22 protein-coding genes and 1 pseudogene are annotated in these 22,203 nt (G+C 63.9%); 12 read left to right on the top strand and 11 right to left on the bottom strand.

Going from position 1 to position 22,203, the window contains the following annotated elements; genetic code table 11:
- Positions 1-46: 46 nt before the first annotated feature.
- Together IVB29_RS28355 and IVB29_RS28360 are read right to left on the bottom strand one after the other, a co-directional pair.
- On the bottom strand, positions 47-853 hold the full coding sequence (locus IVB29_RS28355; protein WP_247506690.1) for a transglutaminase family protein: 807 nt from the start codon (positions 851-853) through the stop codon (positions 47-49).
- Positions 854-1,076: 223 nt separating this feature from the next.
- Positions 1,077-1,466, bottom strand: a complete 390-nt coding sequence (locus tag IVB29_RS28360) for a hypothetical protein (RefSeq protein ID WP_247506691.1) — start codon at positions 1,464-1,466, stop codon at positions 1,077-1,079.
- A 138-nt stretch (positions 1,467-1,604) separates the two neighbouring features.
- On the opposite strand from IVB29_RS28360, the gene IVB29_RS28365 reads away from it, so the two are divergent.
- Complete coding sequence (locus tag IVB29_RS28365) at positions 1,605-2,111, top strand: GNAT family N-acetyltransferase (RefSeq protein ID WP_247507004.1); 507 nt, start codon at positions 1,605-1,607, stop codon at positions 2,109-2,111.
- Positions 2,112-2,236: 125 nt separating this feature from the next.
- On the top strand, positions 2,237-2,527 hold the full coding sequence (locus IVB29_RS28370) for a hypothetical protein (RefSeq protein ID WP_247506692.1): 291 nt from the start codon (positions 2,237-2,239) through the stop codon (positions 2,525-2,527).
- Positions 2,528-2,605: 78 nt separating this feature from the next.
- Here the strand turns inward: IVB29_RS28370 and IVB29_RS28375 are convergent, their stop codons facing one another.
- Both IVB29_RS28375 and IVB29_RS28380 read right to left on the bottom strand, forming a co-directional pair.
- On the bottom strand, positions 2,606-4,612 hold the full coding sequence (locus IVB29_RS28375) for a DEAD/DEAH box helicase (protein WP_247506693.1): 2,007 nt from the start codon (positions 4,610-4,612) through the stop codon (positions 2,606-2,608).
- Positions 4,613-4,905: 293 nt separating this feature from the next.
- The gene (locus IVB29_RS28380) at positions 4,906-5,568 is read right to left on the bottom strand and encodes an invasion associated locus B family protein (RefSeq protein WP_247506694.1); all 663 of its coding nucleotides are present in this window, start codon (positions 5,566-5,568) and stop codon (positions 4,906-4,908) included.
- A 127-nt stretch (positions 5,569-5,695) separates the two neighbouring features.
- Between IVB29_RS28380 and IVB29_RS28385 the strand changes: the two genes are divergently transcribed.
- Complete coding sequence (locus tag IVB29_RS28385) at positions 5,696-6,049, top strand: cupin domain-containing protein (protein ID WP_247506695.1); 354 nt, start codon at positions 5,696-5,698, stop codon at positions 6,047-6,049.
- Positions 6,050-6,072: 23 nt separating this feature from the next.
- Here IVB29_RS28385 and IVB29_RS28390 read toward each other — a convergent pair whose 3' ends face one another.
- The 4 genes and pseudogenes from IVB29_RS28390 to IVB29_RS28405 all read right to left on the bottom strand — a co-directional run bounded on the left by IVB29_RS28390 (position 6,073) and on the right by IVB29_RS28405 (position 10,080).
- Entirely contained in the window at positions 6,073-6,585 is a 513-nt protein-coding gene (locus IVB29_RS28390; RefSeq protein ID WP_247506696.1) for a hypothetical protein, read from the bottom strand.
- A 95-nt stretch (positions 6,586-6,680) separates the two neighbouring features.
- The gene (locus tag IVB29_RS28395) at positions 6,681-7,094 is read right to left on the bottom strand and encodes a VOC family protein (protein ID WP_247507005.1); all 414 of its coding nucleotides are present in this window, start codon (positions 7,092-7,094) and stop codon (positions 6,681-6,683) included.
- A 300-nt stretch (positions 7,095-7,394) separates the two neighbouring features.
- Positions 7,395-8,837, bottom strand: a pseudogene (locus IVB29_RS28400) (serine hydrolase); the annotation flags it as partial.
- Between the two features lie 91 nt (positions 8,838-8,928).
- Complete coding sequence (locus IVB29_RS28405; protein WP_247506697.1) at positions 8,929-10,080, bottom strand: zinc-binding dehydrogenase; 1,152 nt, start codon at positions 10,078-10,080, stop codon at positions 8,929-8,931.
- A gap of 167 nt (positions 10,081-10,247) precedes the next feature.
- On the opposite strand from IVB29_RS28405, the gene IVB29_RS28410 reads away from it, so the two are divergent.
- The 6 genes from IVB29_RS28410 (at position 10,248) to IVB29_RS28435 (ending at position 15,665) form a co-directional block, all read left to right on the top strand.
- The gene (locus tag IVB29_RS28410; protein ID WP_247506698.1) at positions 10,248-11,186 is read left to right on the top strand and encodes an acyl-CoA desaturase; all 939 of its coding nucleotides are present in this window, start codon (positions 10,248-10,250) and stop codon (positions 11,184-11,186) included.
- Entirely contained in the window at positions 11,176-11,655 is a 480-nt protein-coding gene (locus IVB29_RS28415) for a GNAT family N-acetyltransferase (RefSeq protein ID WP_247506699.1), read from the top strand. Before IVB29_RS28410 ends, IVB29_RS28415 begins: the two co-directional genes overlap by 11 nt.
- Before the next feature lie 117 nt (positions 11,656-11,772).
- On the top strand, positions 11,773-12,372 hold the full coding sequence (locus IVB29_RS28420) for a LysE family transporter (RefSeq protein WP_247506700.1): 600 nt from the start codon (positions 11,773-11,775) through the stop codon (positions 12,370-12,372).
- Positions 12,373-12,518: 146 nt separating this feature from the next.
- Positions 12,519-13,766, top strand: coding sequence for an MFS transporter (locus tag IVB29_RS28425; RefSeq protein WP_256466914.1), 1,248 nt, complete (start codon positions 12,519-12,521; stop codon positions 13,764-13,766).
- 52 nt (positions 13,767-13,818) lie between these two features.
- Complete coding sequence (locus IVB29_RS28430) at positions 13,819-14,985, top strand: MFS transporter (RefSeq protein WP_247506702.1); 1,167 nt, start codon at positions 13,819-13,821, stop codon at positions 14,983-14,985.
- A 68-nt stretch (positions 14,986-15,053) separates the two neighbouring features.
- Positions 15,054-15,665, top strand: coding sequence for a PilZ domain-containing protein (locus IVB29_RS28435; protein ID WP_027536189.1), 612 nt, complete (start codon positions 15,054-15,056; stop codon positions 15,663-15,665).
- On the opposite strand, the gene IVB29_RS28440 is transcribed toward IVB29_RS28435, so the two are convergent.
- Positions 15,652-15,855, bottom strand: a complete 204-nt coding sequence (locus IVB29_RS28440) for a hypothetical protein (protein ID WP_247506703.1) — start codon at positions 15,853-15,855, stop codon at positions 15,652-15,654. The two genes, IVB29_RS28435 and IVB29_RS28440, sit on opposite strands and share 14 nt — an antisense overlap.
- Positions 15,856-15,995: 140 nt before the next feature.
- On the opposite strand from IVB29_RS28440, the gene IVB29_RS28445 reads away from it, so the two are divergent.
- Positions 15,996-16,622 (top strand): transglutaminase-like cysteine peptidase, encoded by a 627-nt coding sequence (locus IVB29_RS28445; protein ID WP_247506704.1) that lies wholly within the window; start codon positions 15,996-15,998, stop codon positions 16,620-16,622.
- Between the two features lie 130 nt (positions 16,623-16,752).
- Here IVB29_RS28445 and IVB29_RS28450 read toward each other — a convergent pair whose 3' ends face one another.
- Together IVB29_RS28450 and IVB29_RS28455 are read right to left on the bottom strand one after the other, a co-directional pair.
- On the bottom strand, positions 16,753-18,513 hold the full coding sequence (locus IVB29_RS28450) for a CYTH and CHAD domain-containing protein (RefSeq protein ID WP_247506705.1): 1,761 nt from the start codon (positions 18,511-18,513) through the stop codon (positions 16,753-16,755).
- Between the two features lie 446 nt (positions 18,514-18,959).
- Positions 18,960-20,300 (bottom strand): amidohydrolase family protein, encoded by a 1,341-nt coding sequence (locus IVB29_RS28455; protein WP_247507006.1) that lies wholly within the window; start codon positions 20,298-20,300, stop codon positions 18,960-18,962.
- Between the two features lie 529 nt (positions 20,301-20,829).
- Between IVB29_RS28455 and IVB29_RS28460 the strand changes: the two genes are divergently transcribed.
- Complete coding sequence (locus tag IVB29_RS28460) at positions 20,830-21,039, top strand: hypothetical protein (protein ID WP_247506706.1); 210 nt, start codon at positions 20,830-20,832, stop codon at positions 21,037-21,039.
- Positions 21,040-21,267: 228 nt separating this feature from the next.
- On the top strand, positions 21,268-22,080 hold the full coding sequence (locus IVB29_RS28465) for a helix-turn-helix domain-containing protein (RefSeq protein WP_247506707.1): 813 nt from the start codon (positions 21,268-21,270) through the stop codon (positions 22,078-22,080).
- Positions 22,081-22,203: the final 123 nt, after the last annotated feature.

A 22,203-nucleotide genomic window follows, 5' to 3' on the forward strand; every position in this document is an offset into this window, starting at 1 on the left:
CGCCCTCAATCGGCCGAGCGTCGCCCAAGCGGCGGACAACCGCCCATTACGCGACCTCGTCGGTCCAGACCTTGAAGCTGACCAGCTTGTTCGGACCGAAGGTCTGCGTGATCGGAACGTCGCAGGCATCGCGCCCCTGCGCGATCAGGATGCGCCCCTGCCGCGGCACGTTGTTGCGTGGATCGAAAGTGTGCCAGCGCCCGCCGATGAAGGCCTCGAACCAGCCGGCGAAATCGCCCACCGCCCAAGGCTTCGGCGTACCGACGTCGCTCAGATACCCGGTGCAATAACGCGCGGGAATGTTCATGCAGCGACAGAACGCAATGGCGAGATGCGCATAGTCGCGGCAGACGCCCTTGCCTTCCTGATACGCCTCCCACGCCGTCTTGGTGGCGCGCGCATGTTCGTAGCCAAAGGCGATGTGGCGGTGAACGAAATCGCAGATTGCCTGCACCCGCGCCCACCCCGGAGGCGTCTTCTCGAACAGCTTCCAGGCGATCTCCGTCAACCGGTCGGTTTCGCAGTAGCGGCTGCCGAGCAGATAGACCAGCGTATCGGACGGCAGCTCTTCGATCCTGTGCTGAACCGCCGAGGCAAACACCGGATCCGGCCGGCCGCCGTCGCGAACGACGCCATCCGCGGCAAGGCGCACGCGACCGGCCGGCGCGACCATGCGGCTGCACCAATTGCCGAACACGTCGCGATAGGGCGTGATCTCGACCGCTGGCTTGGAGGTGACGAAGTCAGGCACGATGACATCCGAGGCACGCGTGAAATGCGTGCCCAGCACCATGATGATCGGCGTTGGCTGCGGGAAATCGTACAGCATTTCGAATCCGACACGGAACTTCATCGAAATGCCCTTTCGGCAAGGTGTCAGCTCGAAATGGCTACGAACCCGTCGATTACAAGGCGCGCAGGCGCACTTACGCGTCCGCGGCACCATTTGCCGGAAGCGGCGGCGAGCCCTGCTCCGCCGCGATAGAGTCTCTGCTCGCGGCCCATGGTCGTCCTGCCAGCGATGTCGCGCCGGACATCGCGTCATCAGCGATGCCCGGCCAGCGCTTATCAATACATCAGGGCATCGCGAGGTGCCAGGCGCCGTTCAGAAAGCCGTCGCCGGTGATGTCGCCGGCCTTCTGGTCCTTGGCGAAGGTGTAGAGCGGCTTGCCCTTGTGGGCCCATTGCTTCGAACCATCGTCGCGGGTGATGATTGTGTAGCCATCGGCGGCGGCATCGCTGGCCTCGGCTTTCAGCGCCGGCCAGTTCGTCGCACACGGACCGTTGCAGACCGACTTGCCGTCCGCGTCCTTGTCGAAGGTATAGAGCGACATGCCCTTGGCGTCGGTGAGCACGTTGCCCTTGTCGGTCTTGCCGGTCTTGGTCGGCGGCGCGGCGAAGGCGGCGGGAACGATTGCGAGCGATACGGCGAGCGTGAGCGCGAGGCGGATCGGGGACGTCGTCATGATATCTCCTGTCATGCAATTGGCTTGCATGGGTAGGACGCCGCACGAGCCGTCGTATTCCCTACGCCGCGGCACCGATATTTTTCGCTGCGCGCATCGTCGCGGCGGAATAAAATGGATGACGTGAGACGGACCGACATGACCAAGCCGCATTGGCGCCCCGCGCGCGTATCCGACCTGCCGGCGATCAGCGCGATCGCGACGCGCATCCATCCCGGCCTGCCGGAGCGTCCCGACGTGTTCGCGGAAAAGATGCGGCTCTATCCCGACGGCTGCCGCGCGCTCGTCACGGCCGACGAGATCGTTGGTTACGGCCTCGCGCATCCCTGGATGCAGCTCCGGATTCCACCACTCGACGATTTCCTCGAGCGACTCCCCGACGACGCGGACTGCCTCTACGTCCACGACGTTGCCGTGCTGCCCGATTTTCGCGGCGGCGCATCGCGCGCTTACGTTGTTGATGTCGAGGGGCTGGCACGTGCTTCCGGCATCGCGATGCTCGCGCTCGTCTCGGTCTACGCCACGCGGCCGCTGTGGGAGCGGTTCGGGTTTCGGCCGGTCATTGCGGATGCGAAACTACGCGCAAAGCTCGTATCCTACGGCGACAGTGCGACCTACATGCTCCGCGACCTCGGTGCGCCGTAACGACCCTCCCGGCCAGCGCGGCTCACGCGGGCGTGATGCCCCCCCTCGAACCGGTCTCAGCCGGCCCCCGTCGAAGCTGTGTGCGAGCCGTTCCGGTCTCGCCATACCGAGGCTGGAGAATTTCCATGAAACTCACATTGTCGAAAGTTGCCTTGATTGCATTCGCTGCAACGGCCGCCTTCAGCGCGACCAGCGCCAACGCCGCGCAGGTCCATACCTATGGCTGCGAGTTCGCCTTGTTCGAAGGCTGCACCGGCCTCATCGAAGCGCCGCAGCAGGGCGGACGCCGCGTTCGCACCGATCGGGATACTTCGCCCGTTTACATGAAGCAGACCGACCCCCGCTACAATTCGGCAATGCGTGATGCCGGCGGTGGTGGTGGTGGCGGCGGAGGTGGTGGTGGCGGTGGCCGCTGAACTCACACGTCCCTGAGATCATGATGCCGCCGGAGCGATCCGGCGGCATCATTGTTGTCTGCGCTCACAGGCGGCGGTTCAGCCGCGATGCTTCTTCTTCGGCTTCTTTCCGGGCGCGCCCTTCCCGGGCCACGGCTTGACCGAAGGCTCCGCATGGCCCGGCTTGTCCTTATGCTTCTTTTTCTTCCCAAACGCAGGAGCCCCGTCGAATTTCGGCGCACGCTCGTCGTGTGGCTTGGCGCGGGGCTTGAATTCACGTGGCTCGCGCGGGCGATCATCGCGCTGTTCACGATGATCGCTGTCGCGGCTCTCGCGCCGGGGCGTGTGTGACCGCTCTTCCGCAGGCGCTTGCCGCTGCGGCGCGTCCGCCATCGGCTCGAGGCGGATATTGTCTTCCTTGTCCGGACGCTTGATCTTGGCAGCGAAGGATTCCGCGACCCGCTCGGAAATTTCGAACTCGGTCGTCGTGTCCATGATCTTGATGGCGCCGATGTCGCCCTTGTCGATGCCGCCGCGACGGCAAATCATCGGCAGAAGCCAGCGCGCTTCCGCGTTCTTTCTTCGTCCAATGTTGGCACGGAACCAGACGGTGGCCTCACCCACGCCGTGTTTCGGCGACGATCTCCCCGATTTGGGTCGAAGCCTTTCGGCGCGATCATCGCCGCGCGAATTGCGAGCGTCGTCGCGTGGCGTTCGATCGTCGCGCGGCGTGCGATCGTCGCGCGGCGTGCGGACATTGTCGCGACCGCGATCGTCACGCGGCCGGCTGCTTCGCTCGCCGGGATCCATGATGTCTTCCGGCGACGGCAGCCGCGCGCGATAAAGCCGCGCGAGTGCGGCGGCGATATCCTCAGCCGACCGCTCGGCCAACAGCGCCTGCGCCAGCACCAGATCGTCGGCGGTCGTCTCCTCCGTGAACAACACGTCCTTCATGCGGTCGTGATCGAGCTTGCGGATTTCCTCGGCCTGCGGTGCCGTCCCCCAGACCGCGTCGATCCCCGAGACGTTCAGCAGCATTTCCGCACGCCGCCGTCGGATCGGCGGCACCAGCAGGACGCTGGTCCCCTTTCGGCCCGCACGTCCCGTGCGGCCCGAACGATGCTGCATGACCTCGGCGTCATTGGGCAGGTCGGCATGGATGACGAGATCGAGGCTCGGCAGGTCGATGCCGCGGGCGGCAACGTCGGTCGCCACACAGACGCGGGCGCGCCCGTCGCGCAGCGACTGCAGCGCCATGGTCCGCTCGTTCTGCGTCAATTCGCCTGACAGCGCGACCACGGAGAAGCCGCGCTCCAGCAGCGCCGCCTGCAAATGCCTGACGTGATCGCGCGTGCTGCAAAACACCAGCGCGCTCGGCGCCTCGTAGAAGCGCAGCACGTTGACGACCGCGTGCTCGGCATCAGCGGGTGCGATCCGGATCGCGCGATACTCGATATCGGCGTGACCGCCCTCGTCGCCGGCGACCTCGATCCGGAACGCCTGCTGCTGATACTGCTTGGTCAGCGCCACGATGCCGCGCGGAAACGTCGCCGAGAACATCAGGGTGCGGCGCGTCTCCGGCGTAGTCTTGAGGATGAATTCCATGTCCTCGCGAAAACCGAGATTGAGCATCTCGTCGGCCTCGTCGAGAACGACGACCTTCAATTCCGAGATGTCGAGACGACCACGGCGCAAATGGTCGCACAACCGGCCGGGCGTGCCGACCACGATGTGAGCGCCGACCGCAAGCTCGCGCTGCTCGCGCCGCGGATCCATGCCGCCGACGCAGGAGACGACGCGTCCGTCCGCGTGCTCATACAGCCAGGCCAGTTCGCGATGGACCTGAAGTGCGAGCTCGCGGGTCGGCGCCACGATCAAGGCAAGCGGCGCGCCCGCCCGCTCGAACCGCTCGGAATCACCGAGCAGATCCTTGGCCATGGCCAGACCATAGGCCAGCGTCTTGCCGGAGCCGGTCTGGGCCGAAACCAAGAGGTCGCGGTCGGCTGCCTCGTCCGCCAGCACGGCGAGTTGAACGGGGGTCGGTGAATCATATTTGCGCTCGGCCAAAGCTTGGGCGAGCGGCGGGGTCAGGGCCGGAAAAGACACGGGATGGAGAACCTTGGTTAATTCAGGCGCGGAACGGCGAACCGAGGGGCCAAAGACGCCGCACTCGCGGCAGAAGGCCCAATCACACGCGTGACGATTTGATTTGGACGCTCTTTACGCCAAGCGCGGGCAAATCACCATGCTTATGATGCATGGCGTTGGCGACACGGTGAACAGGCCCGGGAGGCTCGCCCGGCGCTTTTGGCCCGCTTTTGGACCAAAACGGCGCACTTTACGGGTCATCCTAGCTGGATTGCGCGCGATCGGCGGTGCCGGATGCATGTATGACTTCGTCAAGCCGACGTCAGCGCCAGGGAACGACAGGGGCAACTATCGCGCCGTGCACCGGGCCTTGCGGTCCTCTTCGGCACGTTTCTCGCGCTCCGAATCCGCCAGCATTCTTCTTTTGAATGATACACCTTCTCGTATACTTTCGGTTCGTGTGAAGGTCCGTCGTAGGCGTTAGCGAAATCGGCAAGCGGTATGGTCAAAGCGACCGGCGAATCGGTCTTGTCGATGGCCCCGACAAACAAACTTTGTCCCCGCTTGAGTTGATCAACCAGCTCCGGTCCGGCCAGATATTCGGCCGTGCAGCCGCTGGCAAGGCAGTGCATGTAGGGCCGCTCTATGGGCTGGCCCTGATCGATGATGATCCGAACACCACTCCCCCGGCTCACGCTGGGTGGAAGCATGACCCGCAGAGCCTTTTTGTCGTCCACACTTCGCTCGACGAGCAGCGCCGATACAACCGATCCACAGTTGATGTTCGAAAGATTGTCCGGGCCGATGACGTTTCTGCGGCCATCCTTGCCGATGAAGCACGTGTCGCCCAGGCAGTGCTTCGTCCAGGGAGAGAAAGTCAGCGCCGGAGTGCCAGCCTCCTCAGCGATGACCGGCGTGGCAACGAGACAAGCGAGCGCGACCGAGCCGAACCAGCGCAGTGGCATGTTGGACATCGAGCTTTCCCCGAGAGCACAATAGGCTGAAGCATGCCGCAGACTTTGTCCGCATTAGGGAGGCCCTTGCCGCGCCGGCCATTCGATCACAAATCTTGCCTTACGAAAGAGCAATTCAGGGTGAAACATGGCCGACGGGATCTCGCTTGCCGACAAGCTCGCAACCTTTCAGGACCATTGGTCGCCGCGCACGGTCACGACCTTCAACGATTGCGACGTCATGGTGGTGAAGGTGAAGGGCGAGTTCACCTGGCACAAGCACGACGACACCGACGATTTCTTTCTCGTCCTGAAAGGCAAGCTGGACGTCGAATTGCGGGACCGCACCGTGACGCTCGGTCCCGGCGAACTCTATGTGGTGCCCAAAGGTGTCGAGCATCGCCCGGTGGCACGCGAGGAGGTTCATCTCCTGCTCATCGAGCCGAGCGGCACGCCGAACACGGGCGACAAGGCAACCGCCGCAGCGCGCAAGCTCGCATAGGAGGCAACGCGCGTGGCGCGGCTCTAGTCCCTGGCGGTCACCAGTCTGCTGAAGCCACCGACCAGCCGCGCGCGTGCCCACGCAACATAGTCTTTCGCCGTGCGGCTCAAGGCGCGAATGACGCGCCAGGCTTCGGTGGCGCGCAGCCACGCCCTCACGTCGGTGAATTTCCCGTAGGCCCACGCGAACGCCGGAATCCGCATCAGCTTGTCACGCGTAAGATGGAACAGCCGCTCGACCAGCACCAGCTTGAGCAGCTCGCAGCCGATGAACGCCGCCGCACCGCTCACGACTTGGCCGGTTGCGACGAGGTAGGCTGCCACCGGCTTGATCGGCTCCAGAATGATCACGGGCACGGAAAACAGCGCGAGCGATGGATAAGGCGGCAGCGATCTGATCCAGGCGCGCAAGCGCTTGAACTCGAAATGCCGCGCAATCCAGCGTGCGATCGGCTTCGCGACGGCCATGAAGACCGCATCCACCAGGAAGTAGATGGCGGCCAGGATGTAAGTGACGGGTTTCAGGATTTGCTTCACGATACCTCTCCCGCGAACTGAAAGCCGGAACTGGGGCCTAAGTTTCACCTCAGCGTGGATAAGTCGGGGATTCTCGATGGAACTTTCTGGGCGTCTCAGATCTCCGCGTAGATCTCCAGCAAATTCCCGTCGGGATCGCGGAAGAACAGCGTGCGGTGTCCAAACGACTGGTTCGTCGGCGGTGAGACCAGCGCCACACCGTGCCGCACGAGCTCGTCGGCGCATGCATCGACCTCAGTTGCGGACACTTTGAAGGCCAGTTGCAGCGAGGCACTCCCCGCCGGCGTCGGCGCATCCGCTGCGGTTCGGCTCGGTCTGGCCAGCGCCAGCGTGTTGCTGCCGAGGCCGTACTCGATCCAGTTGGGCGAAAGCTCACGCAGCAGGGACAAGGCGAGAACGTCCTCGTAGAAGCGGCGCATCGCGGCCATGTCGCGCACGAAGATGACGGTGTAGTCGATTGCGCGGATGGCGTGGAAGGGGGAGCGCGGCTCGTTTGACTGCGGCTCCATGGGTTTCTCTGCCAGGCGGTCGGCGACGAAGGTGCCGTTCGGCTGGTGAAAGACGATCTGGTTAATCCGATCGTCTTCTCCGCGAAATTCCACGGCAAAACCGTCCAGCTCGACGATGCGGAACCGGCGGCCCTGCTGCGGCTCGAGGCGATAGGCCGGCTGGAAGTCCGGCTTCAGAATGAGCCTGCCTTCGCTGTCCAAGGTCACGCGATGGGTCATGGCGCCGCTCCTGAACCGCCCGACACAGCGTGCGCGGAATGCGGGATCGAGGCAGTCGCCCGCGGCCCGGCGCTCGAACACGATGTCCTTCACCGTAGGCTCCAGCGGCACCGACAGATGCACGATGTTGCCCTCGCGGTCGGTCTGGAAGGTGATCGGGAGATTATCCGGATGAAGCTGGTCGATGATCTCCGGCGTGACGAACGTCTCGAAATGCCAGTGTGAGAGTGGCGCGCCCATGCCGCGCCACGACCAGTGCAGCACGCCGTCCCGCTCGCGGATCGATATGACACCATAGGCGGGATGGGCATAGTCCGCCGCATAAGTGGACAAAGCATGCGCCGGCCTTGTGTCCCTGTGACGCGCTTTCTCGCGCACCTCCTCGTTGGCGGGAATGTGAGCGATGAAGTCGTCGCGCATCTTGCGGAAGCGTGAGAGCCAGTCGACCGGCTCCCGGCCGCGCAGCCGATCGATGATGTACCACGTCAGGATCGATGTGACCTCGTTTCGACTGCGGTTCGTCAGCACGGCCACGCCGATGCCGGCGTCCGGCACCAGTGTCATCAGCGAGCCCCAGCCGTTCCAGCCGCCGCTGTGCAATACTACGCGCTCCCCCTGATACGTGTTGGACTGAAGCCCCAATCCATAGTGCCAGTGGCCGAACTCGGAAAATTCCGACTTGCCAACAGGCGCGAGCGGCGCGTGCAGCTGGTCCACCAGCGATGCCGGCAGCAGGCGTTCGCCCTCGAATTCGCCCCTGCCGAGATGCAGCCGCATCCAGTTGGCAAGATCGGCCACCGACGTGTTGATGGCGCCTGCGGCCGTGGTGCGGATCGGCAGCCGCAGCGCCGGCGACCGCGTGTCGACGTCGATCTTGTAGGGCCGCGCCGGCTCCTGTGCAGCTTCGAGTTCATCGAGCGAGAAACTGACCGTCATGCCGAGCCGGTTTGTCAGGCGCTCGCGGACGAAAGCCTCATAGCTCTGGCCGGTTACGCGCTCGATGAGGAGACCGGCGGCGTTGTAGCAGAGGTTGCAGTATTGCCAGGCGGCGCGGATGTCCCGGCTCAGTTCGAGATGCCGCATCAGCAGCAGCATCTCGGCCGGCGCGAGGTCTCCGGGCAGGTGAAGCCAGTCGTGTCGCGGTAACCCCGACTGATGGCTGAGCAGGTCGCGAACGGTGACGCGTTCGGTCGCGACCGCATCCGAGAGGCGAAACTCCGGCAGATAGTCGCGGACCGGCTTGGTCCAGTCGAGCAGCCCCTCGTTATGCAGCAATGCAATCGCGGTCGCGGTGAAGGATTTCGTAATCGAGCAGATCACGAATTGTGTACGCGGCGTGACCGGCAAATCGGCCTCGACGTCGCGTTGACCGTACGCGCGCGTGAGCACCACCTTGCCGTCCTGCACGATGGCGAGCGCTGCGCCCGGCACCTTCCAGACCGCCATCGCGTCAGCGGCAAGTCGGTCGATGTCGGGGATGAGGGATGCGAGGGAAACGTCGGGAAATTCGGATGAAATGTTCATTACACCTGCCGGGCCTTGCGAGCTGCGCAGGCTAGCGGGTTCAACGTCAAATGGAAGTCGCCGATGCGATTTTTTTGCGACAGCGTGCTCTTCACTCCACCAATTCCGGCCACGGCACGATGGTCGATTTCACCGTCTTCATCGCCATCGCGTCCCTCACCGCCTGCGCGACGCCTTCTTCCGTGAACGGATAGATCGTCTGCATCTTCAGCCAGGGATATTTGTCCCGCGTGCGGTAGAGCATGTCGACGCCGAGCGGCAGGTCGTTGCCGGTAAAGCCCCAGGATCCCAGCACATTGAGGTCCTTGGTGCAGATGCGGTGCCATGAGGTCTCGATCGAGCCGGCGTCGGTGAACTGGCCCATCTCGACATAGGTGCCGCCGTCGCGCAGCATCTCGATGCCCTCGGGGCCGGCGGTCGGATGGCCCGAGCAATCCATCACCAGATCGGCGCCGAAACCGCCGACGATCTCGCGCACGCGCGCGATGCGGTCCTGCGGCGATTTGATCTCTTCGATGTTCACCGTCGCTTCCGCGCCGAACTCGCGGGCGAGCTTGAGCCGCGGCTGCTCCGGCGCGCCGACGCAGATCACGCGCCCTGCTCCCATTTCCTTTGCGGCCGCGACTGCGAGAATGCCGATCGGGCCCGAGCCCTGGATCACCACCGTGTCGCCCCAGCTGAACCCGCCGGCGCGGGAGGCACGGTTGAAAGCGCGGATGCAGGAGGTCAGCGGCTCCGACAACGCGCCGAGCCGCAGCGACATGTCGTCGGGCAGCTTGTAGATCTTGGTGCCCGGCAGCATGTCGAGATCGGCATAGACATATTCGGCCCAGCCGCCCCACATGTGCGGCGCCTTGTCGAAGCCGAGATAGCGGCCGTAATAGACCGGCGTCAGGCATTTGTTGGCGGTCTGCGGATAGTGAATGCAGTAATAGCAACGCCCACACGGCATCAGCGGCGGGATCATCACTTTCGATCCGACCTTGAGCGGCTTGCTCATGAAGTCCTCGGTGAATTCATCGCCGCATTCAACGACGACGCCGCCGATTTCGTGGCCGAGCGTGAACGGCCAGGGCAGCGGCTTCGGCCAATGACCCTTGAGGATATGCAGATCGGTGCCGCAGACGCCGCAGGCGCCGATCTTGATCAGCGCGGCCTTCTTGCCGACCTTCGGCCATGGCACGGTCTTGATGACGGGCTCCGAACCCGGCCCTGCGTGGGTGCAGACGCGGATCTGTTCCATGGCTGTTTCCTCGATGCCCGCTTGTTATGATTGATGGTGCGGATCTGGGTCAGCCTATGACAGCATCGCGACGTTGGAAATACCAAGGCGTTGACACGCCGCAGTTGTATCCGCAGGCTGCACATGCGCTAGCTTCGCCTGCCTCGGAGCTCCGCCGGAATCAGACCATGGATTTGCGACCGGGCTCGGAACGAATCGTCGTCACGCCTGACACCGACCCGCGGGACGGACACGTTCAATGGGCGCCGGGCAAATCGCTGTGGCTGGCGGGCATGACGGCGGTCGCCATCGTGCTTGGACCGGCCTGCTTCTCCTGGTCGGCGTTCGCGCTGTTCATCGCGACCAGCGCCATCACGCTCTGCTGCGGCCATTCGGTCGGAATGCATCGCAAGCTGATCCATGCGAGCTTCGACTGTCCGCTCTGGCTCGAACGTCTGCTCGTTTATCTCGGCACGCTGGTCGGCATGGCCGGCCCGTTCGGCATGATCCGCCTGCACGATTTTCGCGACTGGGCGCAACGGCAGCCGGAATGTCACGACTATTCCCGTCATCGCGCCGGTTTCTGGCGCGATGCGTGGTGGCAATTGCATTGCCGGCTGGCGTTGCGTCATCCGCCGGATTTCAGACTCGAGCCGCGGCTCGCCGGTGACCGGTTCTACACCTTGGTCGAGCGCACCTGGATGTTGCAGCAATTGCCGTGGGCCATGCTCTTCTTGGCAATCGGCGGAGTGGACTGGCTGGTGTGGGGCATTTGTGTGCGGGTCAGCGTCTGCGTAACCGGGCACTGGCTGGTCGGCCACTTCTCCCACACCCGGGGCGATCAGGTCTGGGTTATCGATGGCGTCGCGGCCCAGGGCTACAATGTCGGCCTCGCCGCGCTGATCAGCATGGGCGAGAATTGGCACAACAATCATCACGCCTATCCGGGCTCGGCGAAGCTGGGACTCTTGCCGGGACAGGTCGATCCCGGCTGGTGGCTGATCCGGTCGCTTGAGGCTGTCGGGCTCGTCTGGAATGTCAGGACGCCCGATAATCTCCCGGAGCGAGCCGGCCTGCGACGGCTGACGGGCGCGAAGTCGCGCGATGGAGTAGCCGATGCTGCGTGACTATCGCGAAGAGGATGCTGAGCCGATCGTACGCGTTGCGCTGGCCGCATTCGCAGAGTTCGAGCCGCATTATTCCGACTGGCCGCTGTTTACGACCCATGTCGCGAAGATGCCGGAGCTTTCCACGACCGGCGAGATCATCGTCGCCGAAGATGGTGGCCAGATCGTCGGCGCTGTCGCCTATGTCGGGCCGCAAGCGCCGAAACCGGCGTTTTTCGAACCGGCCTGGCCGATCATCCGCATGCTGGTGGTCGATCCCTCGGCGCGCGGCAAGGGCATCGGCCGGCAACTAACGGAAGAATGCCTGCGCCGCGCCGAGCGCGACCAGTCGGCGATGATCGCGCTCCACACGACGCCCATCATGACGGTGGCGCTGCCGATGTATCTGCGGATGGGATTTGTCCGGGTTCGCGAGGCGCCGGATATTCTGGGCGTGCCTTATGGGGTGTATGTAAAGGCACTGGGATAGGACGGCCGCCGTTCCCGCAATTCAGAAAATCGATGCCGATCATCGAAATAAATGATTTCTCTGTTGGAGGAGAGCCAGCTAGTCCTCGCCCCGCACGGCGTCGGACGGGGTTTCGCAATGGACATGGTCGCACTCGGCATATTCCTGACTGCGGCCGTGGGATTACTGGGATCGCCGGGTCCCGCGATCGCGGCGCTCGTCGCGGTCGGTCGCGCCCGGGGCTTTGTCGGGGGATTGCCGTACTATCTCGGACTTCAGGTGGGGCTCGCGATCGCCGCCGGCGTGACCGCTGCAGGACTGTTTTCGCTGCTGGCGGCGTTTCCATCGGCACTGCGTGTCATGACGATCGCCGCCACGATCTACCTCATCTATCTCGCCTACAAGATCGCATCGTCCCCTGTAGGAGACGCCGCCGCGGAACGCAGCGGCACACACGCCTCGCCTGCGGCCGGATTTCTCCTGGGCATGACGAACCCGAAGGCCTATCTGGCCTTCGCGTCCCTGCTGGCGTCATACACCTTGATCAAGGAGAGCGCGCAACACGACACGCTTGCGAAGTGGTTCCTGCTGGTCGTGGTCATGATCGTGGTCGACATCATCTGGCTCTATGTCGGGGTGTTCCTGCGCGGACTGATGCTGTCGCCGAATGGCGAGCGCGCGCTCAACGTCACGCTCGGACTGATGGTGCTGATCGCGGCCGGATTGGCGTTCGTTTAGCCCGTAGCAAGAAGCACAGCGAAATGGGGCCAGCGGTCCCGGATTGCGCTTCGCTCCATCAGGGCTACCGTGACCCGACACACCAATTGTCTTGAGCACCGGCCAGCGACCGTGTAAGGCCGCAAGAGTCCTTTCCTGGTGATCTCTTGAACCCCCTCCCGCAAAATCCAGTGGCCGCGTCCGGCTCTTTCGCGGCGATGAAGTCCGTGCCGTACCGGCTCCAGTTCATCGCCTACGTGCTGGCGATGATGGCGGACAATATCGAGCATGTGATCAGCTATTGGGTGGTGTTCCAGAAATTCCATTCGCCGACGCTGGGAGGCTTTGCCGTGCTGTCGCACTGGCTGCCGTTCCTGCTGTTCTCGGTCGCGGTCGGCGGGCTCGCCGACCGGGTCGATCCGCGCCGCATCATCCAGTGCGGCATGCTGCTGTTCATATTGGCCTCGGCCGGATGGGGCTTCTTCTTCATCACCGACACCATCGAGATGTGGCACGCGATGCTGCTGCTGGTGATCCACGGCAGCGCCGGCGTGCTGTGGCAGACGCCGAACCAGCTGCTGCTCTACGACCTCGTCGGTCCCGCCGATCTTCCGAGCGCGGTACGGCTCAACGCGATGGCGCGCTATCTCGGCATTCTGGTCGGACCTGCCGTCGGCGGCATCATCATGCTCACGCTCGGCACCTCGCACGGCATCATCTTCAACACGCTGTTCTATCTGCCGATGCTGCTGTGGCTGTTCTGGGCGCCGGTGCGCGACAACAGCATCGCCGTGCGGCGTTTCGCGGTACGCGGCTTCGCCGACATCATGCTCACCATCCGCGCCATCGGTACGCAGCCGGTGCTGACAGCGATGACGTGGCTTGCCGGCCTCACCTCGTTCATGATCGGCAACGCCTATCATGCGCAGATGCCGGGCTTTGCCGGCGATCTCGGCCATGGCGATCCCGGCGTCTCCTACAGCGTGCTGCTCGCGGCGGACGCCGGCGGCGCACTGCTCGCCGGCATGGCGCTGGAATCCTGGGGGCGGCTGAAAGGCACGCCGCGTACCGCGATCATGCTCGCGATGCTCTGGAGCGTGGCGCTGTTCGGCTTCGCCGCAGTGAAAATCTATCCGGTTGCGATCGTGCTGCTGTTCTTCGCCGGCTTCTTCGAGCTATCGTTCAATACCATGGCGCAGGCGCTGGTACAGCTGAACGCGCCGCACGACATCCGCGGCCGCGTCGTCGGCCTCTACAACATGGCCGGACTCGGGATGCGGGCCTTCAGCGGCATCACCGTAGGCGTCCTGGGTGCTGCGATCGGCATTCACTGGTCGCTCGGGCTCTCGGCGGCGGTGCTGCTGGCGCTGCTGTGTCTGCTCTATCAGCGCGCGACGAGGAAGGCAGAAGGTTGACTCTCGTCCCTCCCCACCGCACCCTCGACACAGGGCTTGGGGAGATGAGGCGTTGCGCAATCGCTGGGGCATTCTTGCGATCCTGTTCGTCGTGCGCCTCACCATCGCGTTCCAGTTCCAGAGCGTGGCAGCGGTCGCGCCGCTGCTGCAACAGAGCTTTGGCGTCGGGCTCGCCGATATCGGCATCCTGATCGGGCTGTATTTCACACCTGGTATCGTGCTGGCGCTGCCGGGTGGCGCGATCGGCCGGACGCTTGGCGACAAGCCCACCACCATCGTTGCCCTGCTGCTGATGACGGCTGGCAGCCTCGTCATGGCCACGACCGATATCTGGGGCTGGCAGATGGCGGGTCGTCTCACCTCCGGCGCCGGCGGCGTGCTGCTGACGGTGCAGCTCACCAAGATGGGCACCGACTGGTTTGCAGGTAAGGAGATCGCAACCGCGATGGCGATCTTCGTCAACTCCTGGCCGGCCGGCGTTGCGATCTCGCTGCTGGTGCTGCCGGCGGTCGGCACGTCCTATGGCGCGGGCGCCGTGTTCCTGTCGACCGGCGCGCTGACCGCGATCGGCATTTTGTTGATCATGCTCTATCAGCCGCCGCAGGGCACCACCGTCAGCGCAGCCGGCTCGGGGCGTCTTGATGCGCTTGCTCTATCGGCGGTGATCGTCGCGGGCCTGATCTGGGGCCTCTATAACGTCGGCTTCGCCATGATCTTCTCGTTCGGCCCCTCCCTGCTCGCCGAGCGCGGCTGGAGCATCGCCGCGGCAGGCTCGGCAATCAGCGTCGTGATGTGGTTGTCGGTGATCTCGGTACCGGCAGGCGGCTATCTCGCCGATCGCTTCAAGCGGCCCTTTATATTGGCGATCGCCGCCAGCCTCATGGTGGCCGGACTACTGGCCTGGCTGACCCGGTCCGACGCGGTATTCACGATCCTGGTCCTGGTCGGCCTGTTCGGCGGCCTTCCGGCTGGCCCGATCATGAGCCTGGCCGCCCGCGTGCTCGCACCGGAAACCAGGGCGATCGGGATGGGCGTGTTCTACACACTCTTCTATGCCGCGATGATGCTGGGGCCGGCGGTGGCAGGTCGGCTGGCCAAATCGGCAGGCACAGCCGCGGTCGCGCTCGACCTCGGCGCGCTGACGGTACTCGCCTGCCCGCCCCTGATGTGGCTTTTTGAACGCATTGTGTCTGTCCGTCATCGACGCGCCCAATCCTAACGCGGCATTAACCCTGTGCACCTTAGGGTCGTCCCGGACTCCGCCAGGCGGGGGGTCGGGTTGTGAAAATGGCGTTGGCGAACAAAAAATTTCTTCCGGCCGCCGAGGAACGACGGCGTTTCCAGCGGGTGAAGGTTCACCTGCTCGGCCGCTACATGCTGCCGGACCGCCGTGAATTCCCCTGCCAGGTGATCAATATGTCGCCGGGCGGACTGGCCCTGCTCGCCCCCGGCATCGGCAATGTCGGCGATCGCGTGGTCGCCTATCTCGACCATATCGGCCGCGTCGAGGGCAAGATCACCCGCATCATCGACAACGGCTTCGCCATGACGGTGGGTGCGACGCCCCGCAAGCGCGACAAGCTCGCGGCCCAGCTGACCTGGCTCGCCAACCGCGACATCCTCAATCTGCCGGAGGACCGCCGCCACGACCGTATCGTGCCGCGCAACCCGATCGCGGTGCTGACGCTCGAGGACGGCACCAAGATGACCTGCCGCATCATCGACCTCTCGCTATCAGGTGCCGCCATCGCCGCGGAGAACCGCCCGCCGTTGAAATCGACGGTTCTGCTCGGACGGGTCCAGGGCCGCGTGGTCCGAAACCTCGAAGACGGCTTCGCCCTGGAGTTCTTGCACTCGCAGCCGATCGAGACACTCGAAGAGAGCGTTACCGCGCGGTAAAGCGCGAAGGCAGCAAAACCACTGGATTTCCAGCCCTGAAGGCGGCCTCCGCGATGCGGACGCCGCCTTTTTCATGCGTGCCTACGGGTCTCGCGCCGGTTAACGCGGGGCCTGTTGCGCGCGCAAACGACAGTTCCGCCAGCGTTTCCGCATTAATCCATAAAATTTGAATCAATTGCAGTCGTTTCAAATTTTATTCGAATTTGATTCAAGTATAAATCGAATTTGACGCTCGTTTTACTTTCATTCGTCTCGACTTTACTTGGCTGACTTAGCGGCAACTCAAAAGCTCCGTGCGAAATGTGGTCCCAACAAGAAACGGGGGCCGCAATGTTGGACTTCAGGGGACAGGGGAAGGGTTTGGCGCTGGCTGCCATGCTCTTCGGGATCAGCGCGACAGTGCAGGCCGGTGAGAGCCGTCTGCTCTACGCGAGCCTCGGCGACAGCACGCGTGCGCCGATCGGCTGGGTCGAGTTTTGTGCGGACAATACCGCGCAGTGCCAGGGCGGGCCGACGCAGCCGCGCGACATCGTGATGTCGCAGACCGCGTGGCGCGATCTGGTCAAGGTCAATCGCTGGGTCAACGAGACCATCAAGCCTTTGACGGACCAGGAGCACTGGGGCGTGATCGAGAAGTGGTCGCTGCCGACCGACGGTTATGGCGATTGTGAAGACTACGTGCTGTTGAAGCGCAAGATGCTGATGGACGCCGGTTGGCCTCGCGAGGCCCTGCTCATCACCGTCGTGCGCGACAAGAAGGGCGAAGGACACGCGGTGCTGACGGTGAAGACCGACAAGGGCGAGTTCGTTCTCGACAATCAGAACGAGAACGTCATTGCCTGGACGGAGACCGGCTACCGCTTCGTCAAGCGCCAGTCGCAGGGCGATCCCAACGTCTGGGTCTCGCTCGGCGATACCAAGCCGGCGGTCTCCACCGCCAGCGCAAGAGACCAGTAATTCGATCAGTAGGAACGAGACAACAGGTTACGCGACCCGGTCACATCCCCACCCCTCCCCGTCCCAGACCGGTTCGCGCGCGGCCAGCCATCCCCCAATGGCTGGCCGCAACTTTTTTGGGGGTGCGCTATCAGTTCAGCGACGACCACGGCACGCGCGCGGCGGTGAAATCGCGCCACGTGCTTTGCAAGGACGGCTGTACGCCGACCGATGCGCGCGCCTGCCAGCCGGCGATGGCCGCAGCAGCAATGGCGCTGTCGGGCTCGGCGCCGAGCCCGTCGAGCAGCGATGCCGTGACCGCCATGTCGTTGAAGGCGCCGAGCTCCTCCTGCAAGCCGGCGAGCCGTCGCGAGAATTTTCGCGCGGACTTGCGATCGGCAAAGAGCGGCAGCAGGAACTCGCTGAGATAGCGCAGCCGCTTGGTCGCGAGCCGCACCCGGTGCAGCTCTTCTGCGGGAAGCGACTTGAAGCGGCGGCCGCGCTTGAGCACCTTGGCATGTTGCGCCGACAGAATGCGCTGCGCGAAGTTGACGGCGGGCTCGGCGAGCTGGCCCAGATCTTCGGCGGCAACGCCGTTGCGCCAGCCCCTCGTCTCGATCCAGTTGCCGAGGCCGATCAGGAAGACGGCGCAGCGGCGATCGGCGAGCGCATGATGCGCCTTGCGATAGGCATCCGATTGACGCCCGGCCGCAGCCCGGCCCAGCGCGTCGAAGCCGGCGACCGACGGACAGGCCGTTGCGATCGTCGGCAAGGTCTCGAGCTGGAACACGTCCCAGTCGCGCGCGGCGGAGAGGTCCTGCGCCAGCCACTTGGCCTCCGATCGCAGCGCATCGAGATTGCTGAGGGCGCCGACCGATCGCATCAAATCGAGCGCAGAGCGCAGCCGGCGCAGCGAGACGCGCAGCTGATGCACGCCCTCCGGATTGCGTCCATCCTCCGCCGCCGGCAGCGACTGAAGCAGATGGAGGAAACAGGAGCGAAGGATCGTCGCGAAGGCTTGGTCGAGCGCGACCGATGCATCGAGGCGAAGTTTGCGCGGGCGTCTCGCCGCCGGCGGCTTGTCGGCGGCGAGATCAAAGCCCCGCGCCGACTTGGTGCGGATCGACGGCTTCACCGCCCCCTGCTCCGCAAGCAGCGAGGCGATCTCGTAGATCGTGCTTGCGGCGCCACTCTTGAGCTCCAGCTCGATCTCGCTCACCGGCAGCGAGCGATGGCCGGCCGTCAGCTCACCCTGGTCGAAGGCGATTTCGACGGTACCTGACGGCAGGTCGATCATCCGCGCGTGACGGTGGATGTCGGCGGTGAAGACGGCCTCGAGAGGATGCGCTTCGAGATGGCTGCGAAGCTTCTCCGGAATGAAGGGCATTGCCAAGGCGAGATCGGGCGCAAGCGACGGCACGCTCGCCTCCCACTCGCCGCGCCGCAGCGGATCGTCCACGGCATCGGTCTTCACGGTCTGCACGAAACGCGCGCCGCTCTGGCGCACGCGCAGGCTGAGGCCGTTGCGCCGAAGCAGGCGCTCGGGCGTGTCGTAATAGACGGATTTGAGATGTTTTCGCGAGCCCTTGTTGCGCGCATTGGCCGCAATGACAGGTGCGGCGTTGAAATGCGCCATGCGATCGGCATCGACGAGAAGCTTGAGCTCGATCTCGCCCGCAGGACGCGCGGCAGCGTTCGACTGGGCCGGTTCCGGTGCAGGCGTCACGTCCAGCGACGGCGTCTGATCGATCACAGCGCCCTCGGCGATCGCAGGTTCCGCGCCTGGCCCGGCCGGTTCAATGTGCCTGAGAAAGCCGGCGACGACTTGCGTTCTCTTGTTGTCCTTGGGGACAGGACTCCCGTCCGGCGCGCCCATAGTTTTGCGAGCCGGCGTAGCGTCTGATTTTAGCATTTCCGATGACATGACGATTTGATGACAGAACGACAGCATATAGCTGGTGCGGCCCGCGAGGAATAGTCACGTTAACTCGCAGCGCGCGATCGTCCACACGTCGTGCCCGATGCAATATCCGGCAAGGACTGTCATAATTCGACTCGGCATGACGAATTAAATTGCCGTCGCGTACGGTGAGTGATCGAATTGATAGCGAATCTCGCGGTTCCCGAAAGCGAGATGAAGGCGTCAGTGAGCTTGACTCATGCTAGCCGAGAAATTCTTTCTGGTTCTGGAGACGCTTAGAAGTCACGCCTCCGACGACAGACCTGAAATTGTGACGAGCCCTGCCCGGCTTCCCGCGGTCCCGGAGACCGAGTTCGGCTCGCGGCGCAAAGGGCCGGTTCCCGGAGAGCGGGACTAGAAGCGATCCAAAGTCAGGGCATCTTTCGTGCACATGCGCGTCAATGCGCGAGCGCGTTCTTGTAGACCTTGCCGCCCTTCATGATCACCACGAAATTCCTGGCGGGATCTTCGACCAGCTTGATGTTGTCGAGCGGATTGCCGTCGACCAGCAGGAGATCGGCGAGCGCGCCCTCCTCCACGACGCCGAGCTTGCCGGGGTAAGGGTTTCTCGGGCCGGATAGGCCCAAGAGCTCGGCATTGGTCGACGTCGCCATGATCAGCGCTTCGGCCGACGTGTACCAGCGCGTCAGCGCCGTCAGCATCGCACCCTGCTTGTCCGCCAGCGCCTTCGAGAACAGGACGTCGGTGCCGAACGCGGTCTTGATGCGGTACTTCTTCGCCAGCGCATAAACGCGGTCGGTGCCGGCAACCACTTGCCGCATCTTGTCCTGCTCCGCGGGCCCCAGTGCAGCGGCGCCGGAGATATCCAGGAATGGCTGCGTGCTGAGCCAGATCCCCTTCTCCGCCATCAGCTTCGCGCTCGCCTCGTCCATGAGATGGCCGTGCTCGATGCATCTGAGGCCGGCTGCGATCGAACGCTGGATCGCGACCGGTGTGTAGGCGTGCGTGGCGACATAGGTGCCCCAATTGTCGGCGGCTTCAACCGCGGCGCGCAGCTCCGGTTCGGTGAATGTGGAAACGTCGAGCGGGCTGAAGGGCGATGCAACACCGCCGCCGGCGGTGAGCTTGACCTGCGAAGCGCCCTGCATGAGCTGCTCGCGCGCGCGGACACGCACCTCGTCCGGACTGTCGGCGACCATGCTGCCGCCGATCCGTTCCATGCGGCTGAGCATGCCGCCGATGGTGCGCGGCAGATCGGCAATTTGCCGGAAGTCGCCATGGCCGCCGGTGATGGTGATCATCGCGCCGGACGGATAGATGCGGGGGCCTGTGACGAGATCCTCGTCAATGGCCTGCTTGAGGCCGAAGCTCGGCCCGCCCATGTCGCGCACGGTGGTGAAGCCGCGCATCAACGTCGCGGTCGCCTCGCTCGCGGCGAGCAGATTGTTGTAGCCGATATCGCCCGCGAGCACGGCCATCGGCGTCGGACGGACCAGCATCGCATGCCAATGCGCGTCGATCAGTCCCGGCATCAGTACGCGGCCGCCGCCGTCGATCACCTGACCGGTGGCGGCGATGTCGCTCGCCGAGATCTTCTCGATCTTCCTGTCCCTGACGAGAACATTGGACGCGGCCGAGAGCGCGGCGTTCTTTCCGTCGAAAATCCTGACATTGCGGAACAGGACGGCGGAGTCCTGCTGGGCCAGCGCAGGCCACGCGCCACAGATGAGCACCGCAAACAGCACCGCGAGCCCGGCCCGCGCCTTCAATCCAGACATCATCAGTTCTCCGCGCCGACAGGCTGCTACGCAGTTGCGCTCAGGGGCCGCATTCTTCACCGTCGCCAATGCGCTGTTCATTGGCTGGATGGCCATCGCTGCGGGCGCTTCGAGATTTTTCATGCGTTCAGCCAGAGATCGCACCATGGCACCATACCGCAGAACGGATTCAACTGATGTCGGCTCCGTTCTAGAACTCGACGCTCCGGACACAGTTGATTCCGTCGTCTGGACCGAGTCAATTTGCAACTTTAGGGAGATTATGCGGCCCTGCCATACGACTCCGGCAGGATGAATCGCGTGCGCAATGCAGCGGGAATTGTTGGCATATGCGTAAGTGCCCCTGTCCCGCATACGTCGAACTCTAATCAGTCGAACTCTAATCAAAAGGCGGATAGCGAAGTGAAGCCACTATCAACGCCAGATTGCAACTACCTTGCGCTGGAGTACGATCCCGCGCGGGCCGCGTGATGGATGGGGCAGGAGGAAATCTCGAAGACGGCCCGGCATCAAGTGAGCGAGGCGTAAGATGGTGGCACAGACGAGTGACGGACGCATTCTGCTGGTCAAGAAGCTTGGCGGACTCTTCGCAATCATATTCGGATGCCTGCTGACGGCCGTCGGCGTGACATTCGAATATGGCGGCACGACTTTCATCGGCGTGCTGCTGCTGATAGTTGGAGCCGCCCTGCTCGTGCTGAAGATTATCAGACGAAACCAAGGGCCTCCGTTGACCTAGAGCATGATCCGGAAAAGTGCGAAGCGGTTCTCCGAAAAGATCATGCGCAAACAACAACCTCAAGCGCGATGACGATTCATCCCGATCTCATCGCGCTTTAACCTGCGGCCGCGGCGGAACGAGAACGTCGCTGCCTGGACAGAGACCGGCTGCCGCTTCAACTGCGCTGTTGACTGATCCAGCGGTTGCTTCAATGGGTACCGCCACAGGCAATCACAAGGAGCTGCCATGGCGTCGTTCCGCCCCGTCATCGCGTTGTCCAGGGGTCTCGAAGTTCTGCGGGTGATCAACCAGGAACGGCAGTCGACCGTCGGCTCGCTGCACAAAGCGACGGGGCTGAACAAGGCAACGATCGTGCGCATGCTCGAGACGCTGGAGCATGAAGGCTATGTGGTTCGCCGTACCGAGCCCGCCAGCTACGCGCCAACGGGACGGGCGCTGCTGCTCAGCGCGGGCTATGACGAGCCCACCTGGATTGGCGGCATCGCCGAACCCATCCTGAACAAATTCCGCAAGCAGATCCATTGGCCATCAGACATCGCCGTACTCGATCAGGAGTCCATGGTCATCGCCCACACGACGCGGGTGGACGGCTCCCTGCTGTTCAACCGTCCGCCCGGCTTTCGCTTTCCCGTTCTGGGCACCTCGATGGGACGCGCCTATCTCGCCTTCTGCGAGCCCGCCGAGCGGGAGCGCATCGTCGCCCGCCTTGCCCTCAGTCCCGAGCCCTGGAACGATCTGGCGCGCAATCCCGGCAGGCTCGCCAAAGTGCTCCGCACGATCCGCAACGCCGGCTTCGCTGTCATGGACGAGAGCTACAGCCGCCACGTTTTCGGCGGCGCAGTTTGGGCAATCGGCGTTCCCGTCGTGCTGCGGGATCGCCTGTTCGCCAGCATGAACGTGATGATGCTCCGCGAAGCGGTCAGCACGGAGGACGGCGCACGTCGCTTCGTACCGCCGATGAGGAAAGTCGCCTCCGCGCTTGCCGAGGCGCTTGGCGCCAAACTTGCCGCGCCGAGCACTCTATCTGCCCAACGCTAGCCATTTCATACAGTGAAACGATATTTCTATTTCTTGACGCTCTTGCTTGCCCGTGTGAGACCTCTTCCCGGTGGCTACCGGCCGCCCAATGACGCAATGAAAAGGGGAGGCCGAAGTGTGGAC

The sequence above is a fragment of the Bradyrhizobium sp. 1 genome, from assembly GCF_023073315.1.
Classification (GTDB): Bacteria; Pseudomonadota; Alphaproteobacteria; order Rhizobiales; family Xanthobacteraceae; genus Bradyrhizobium.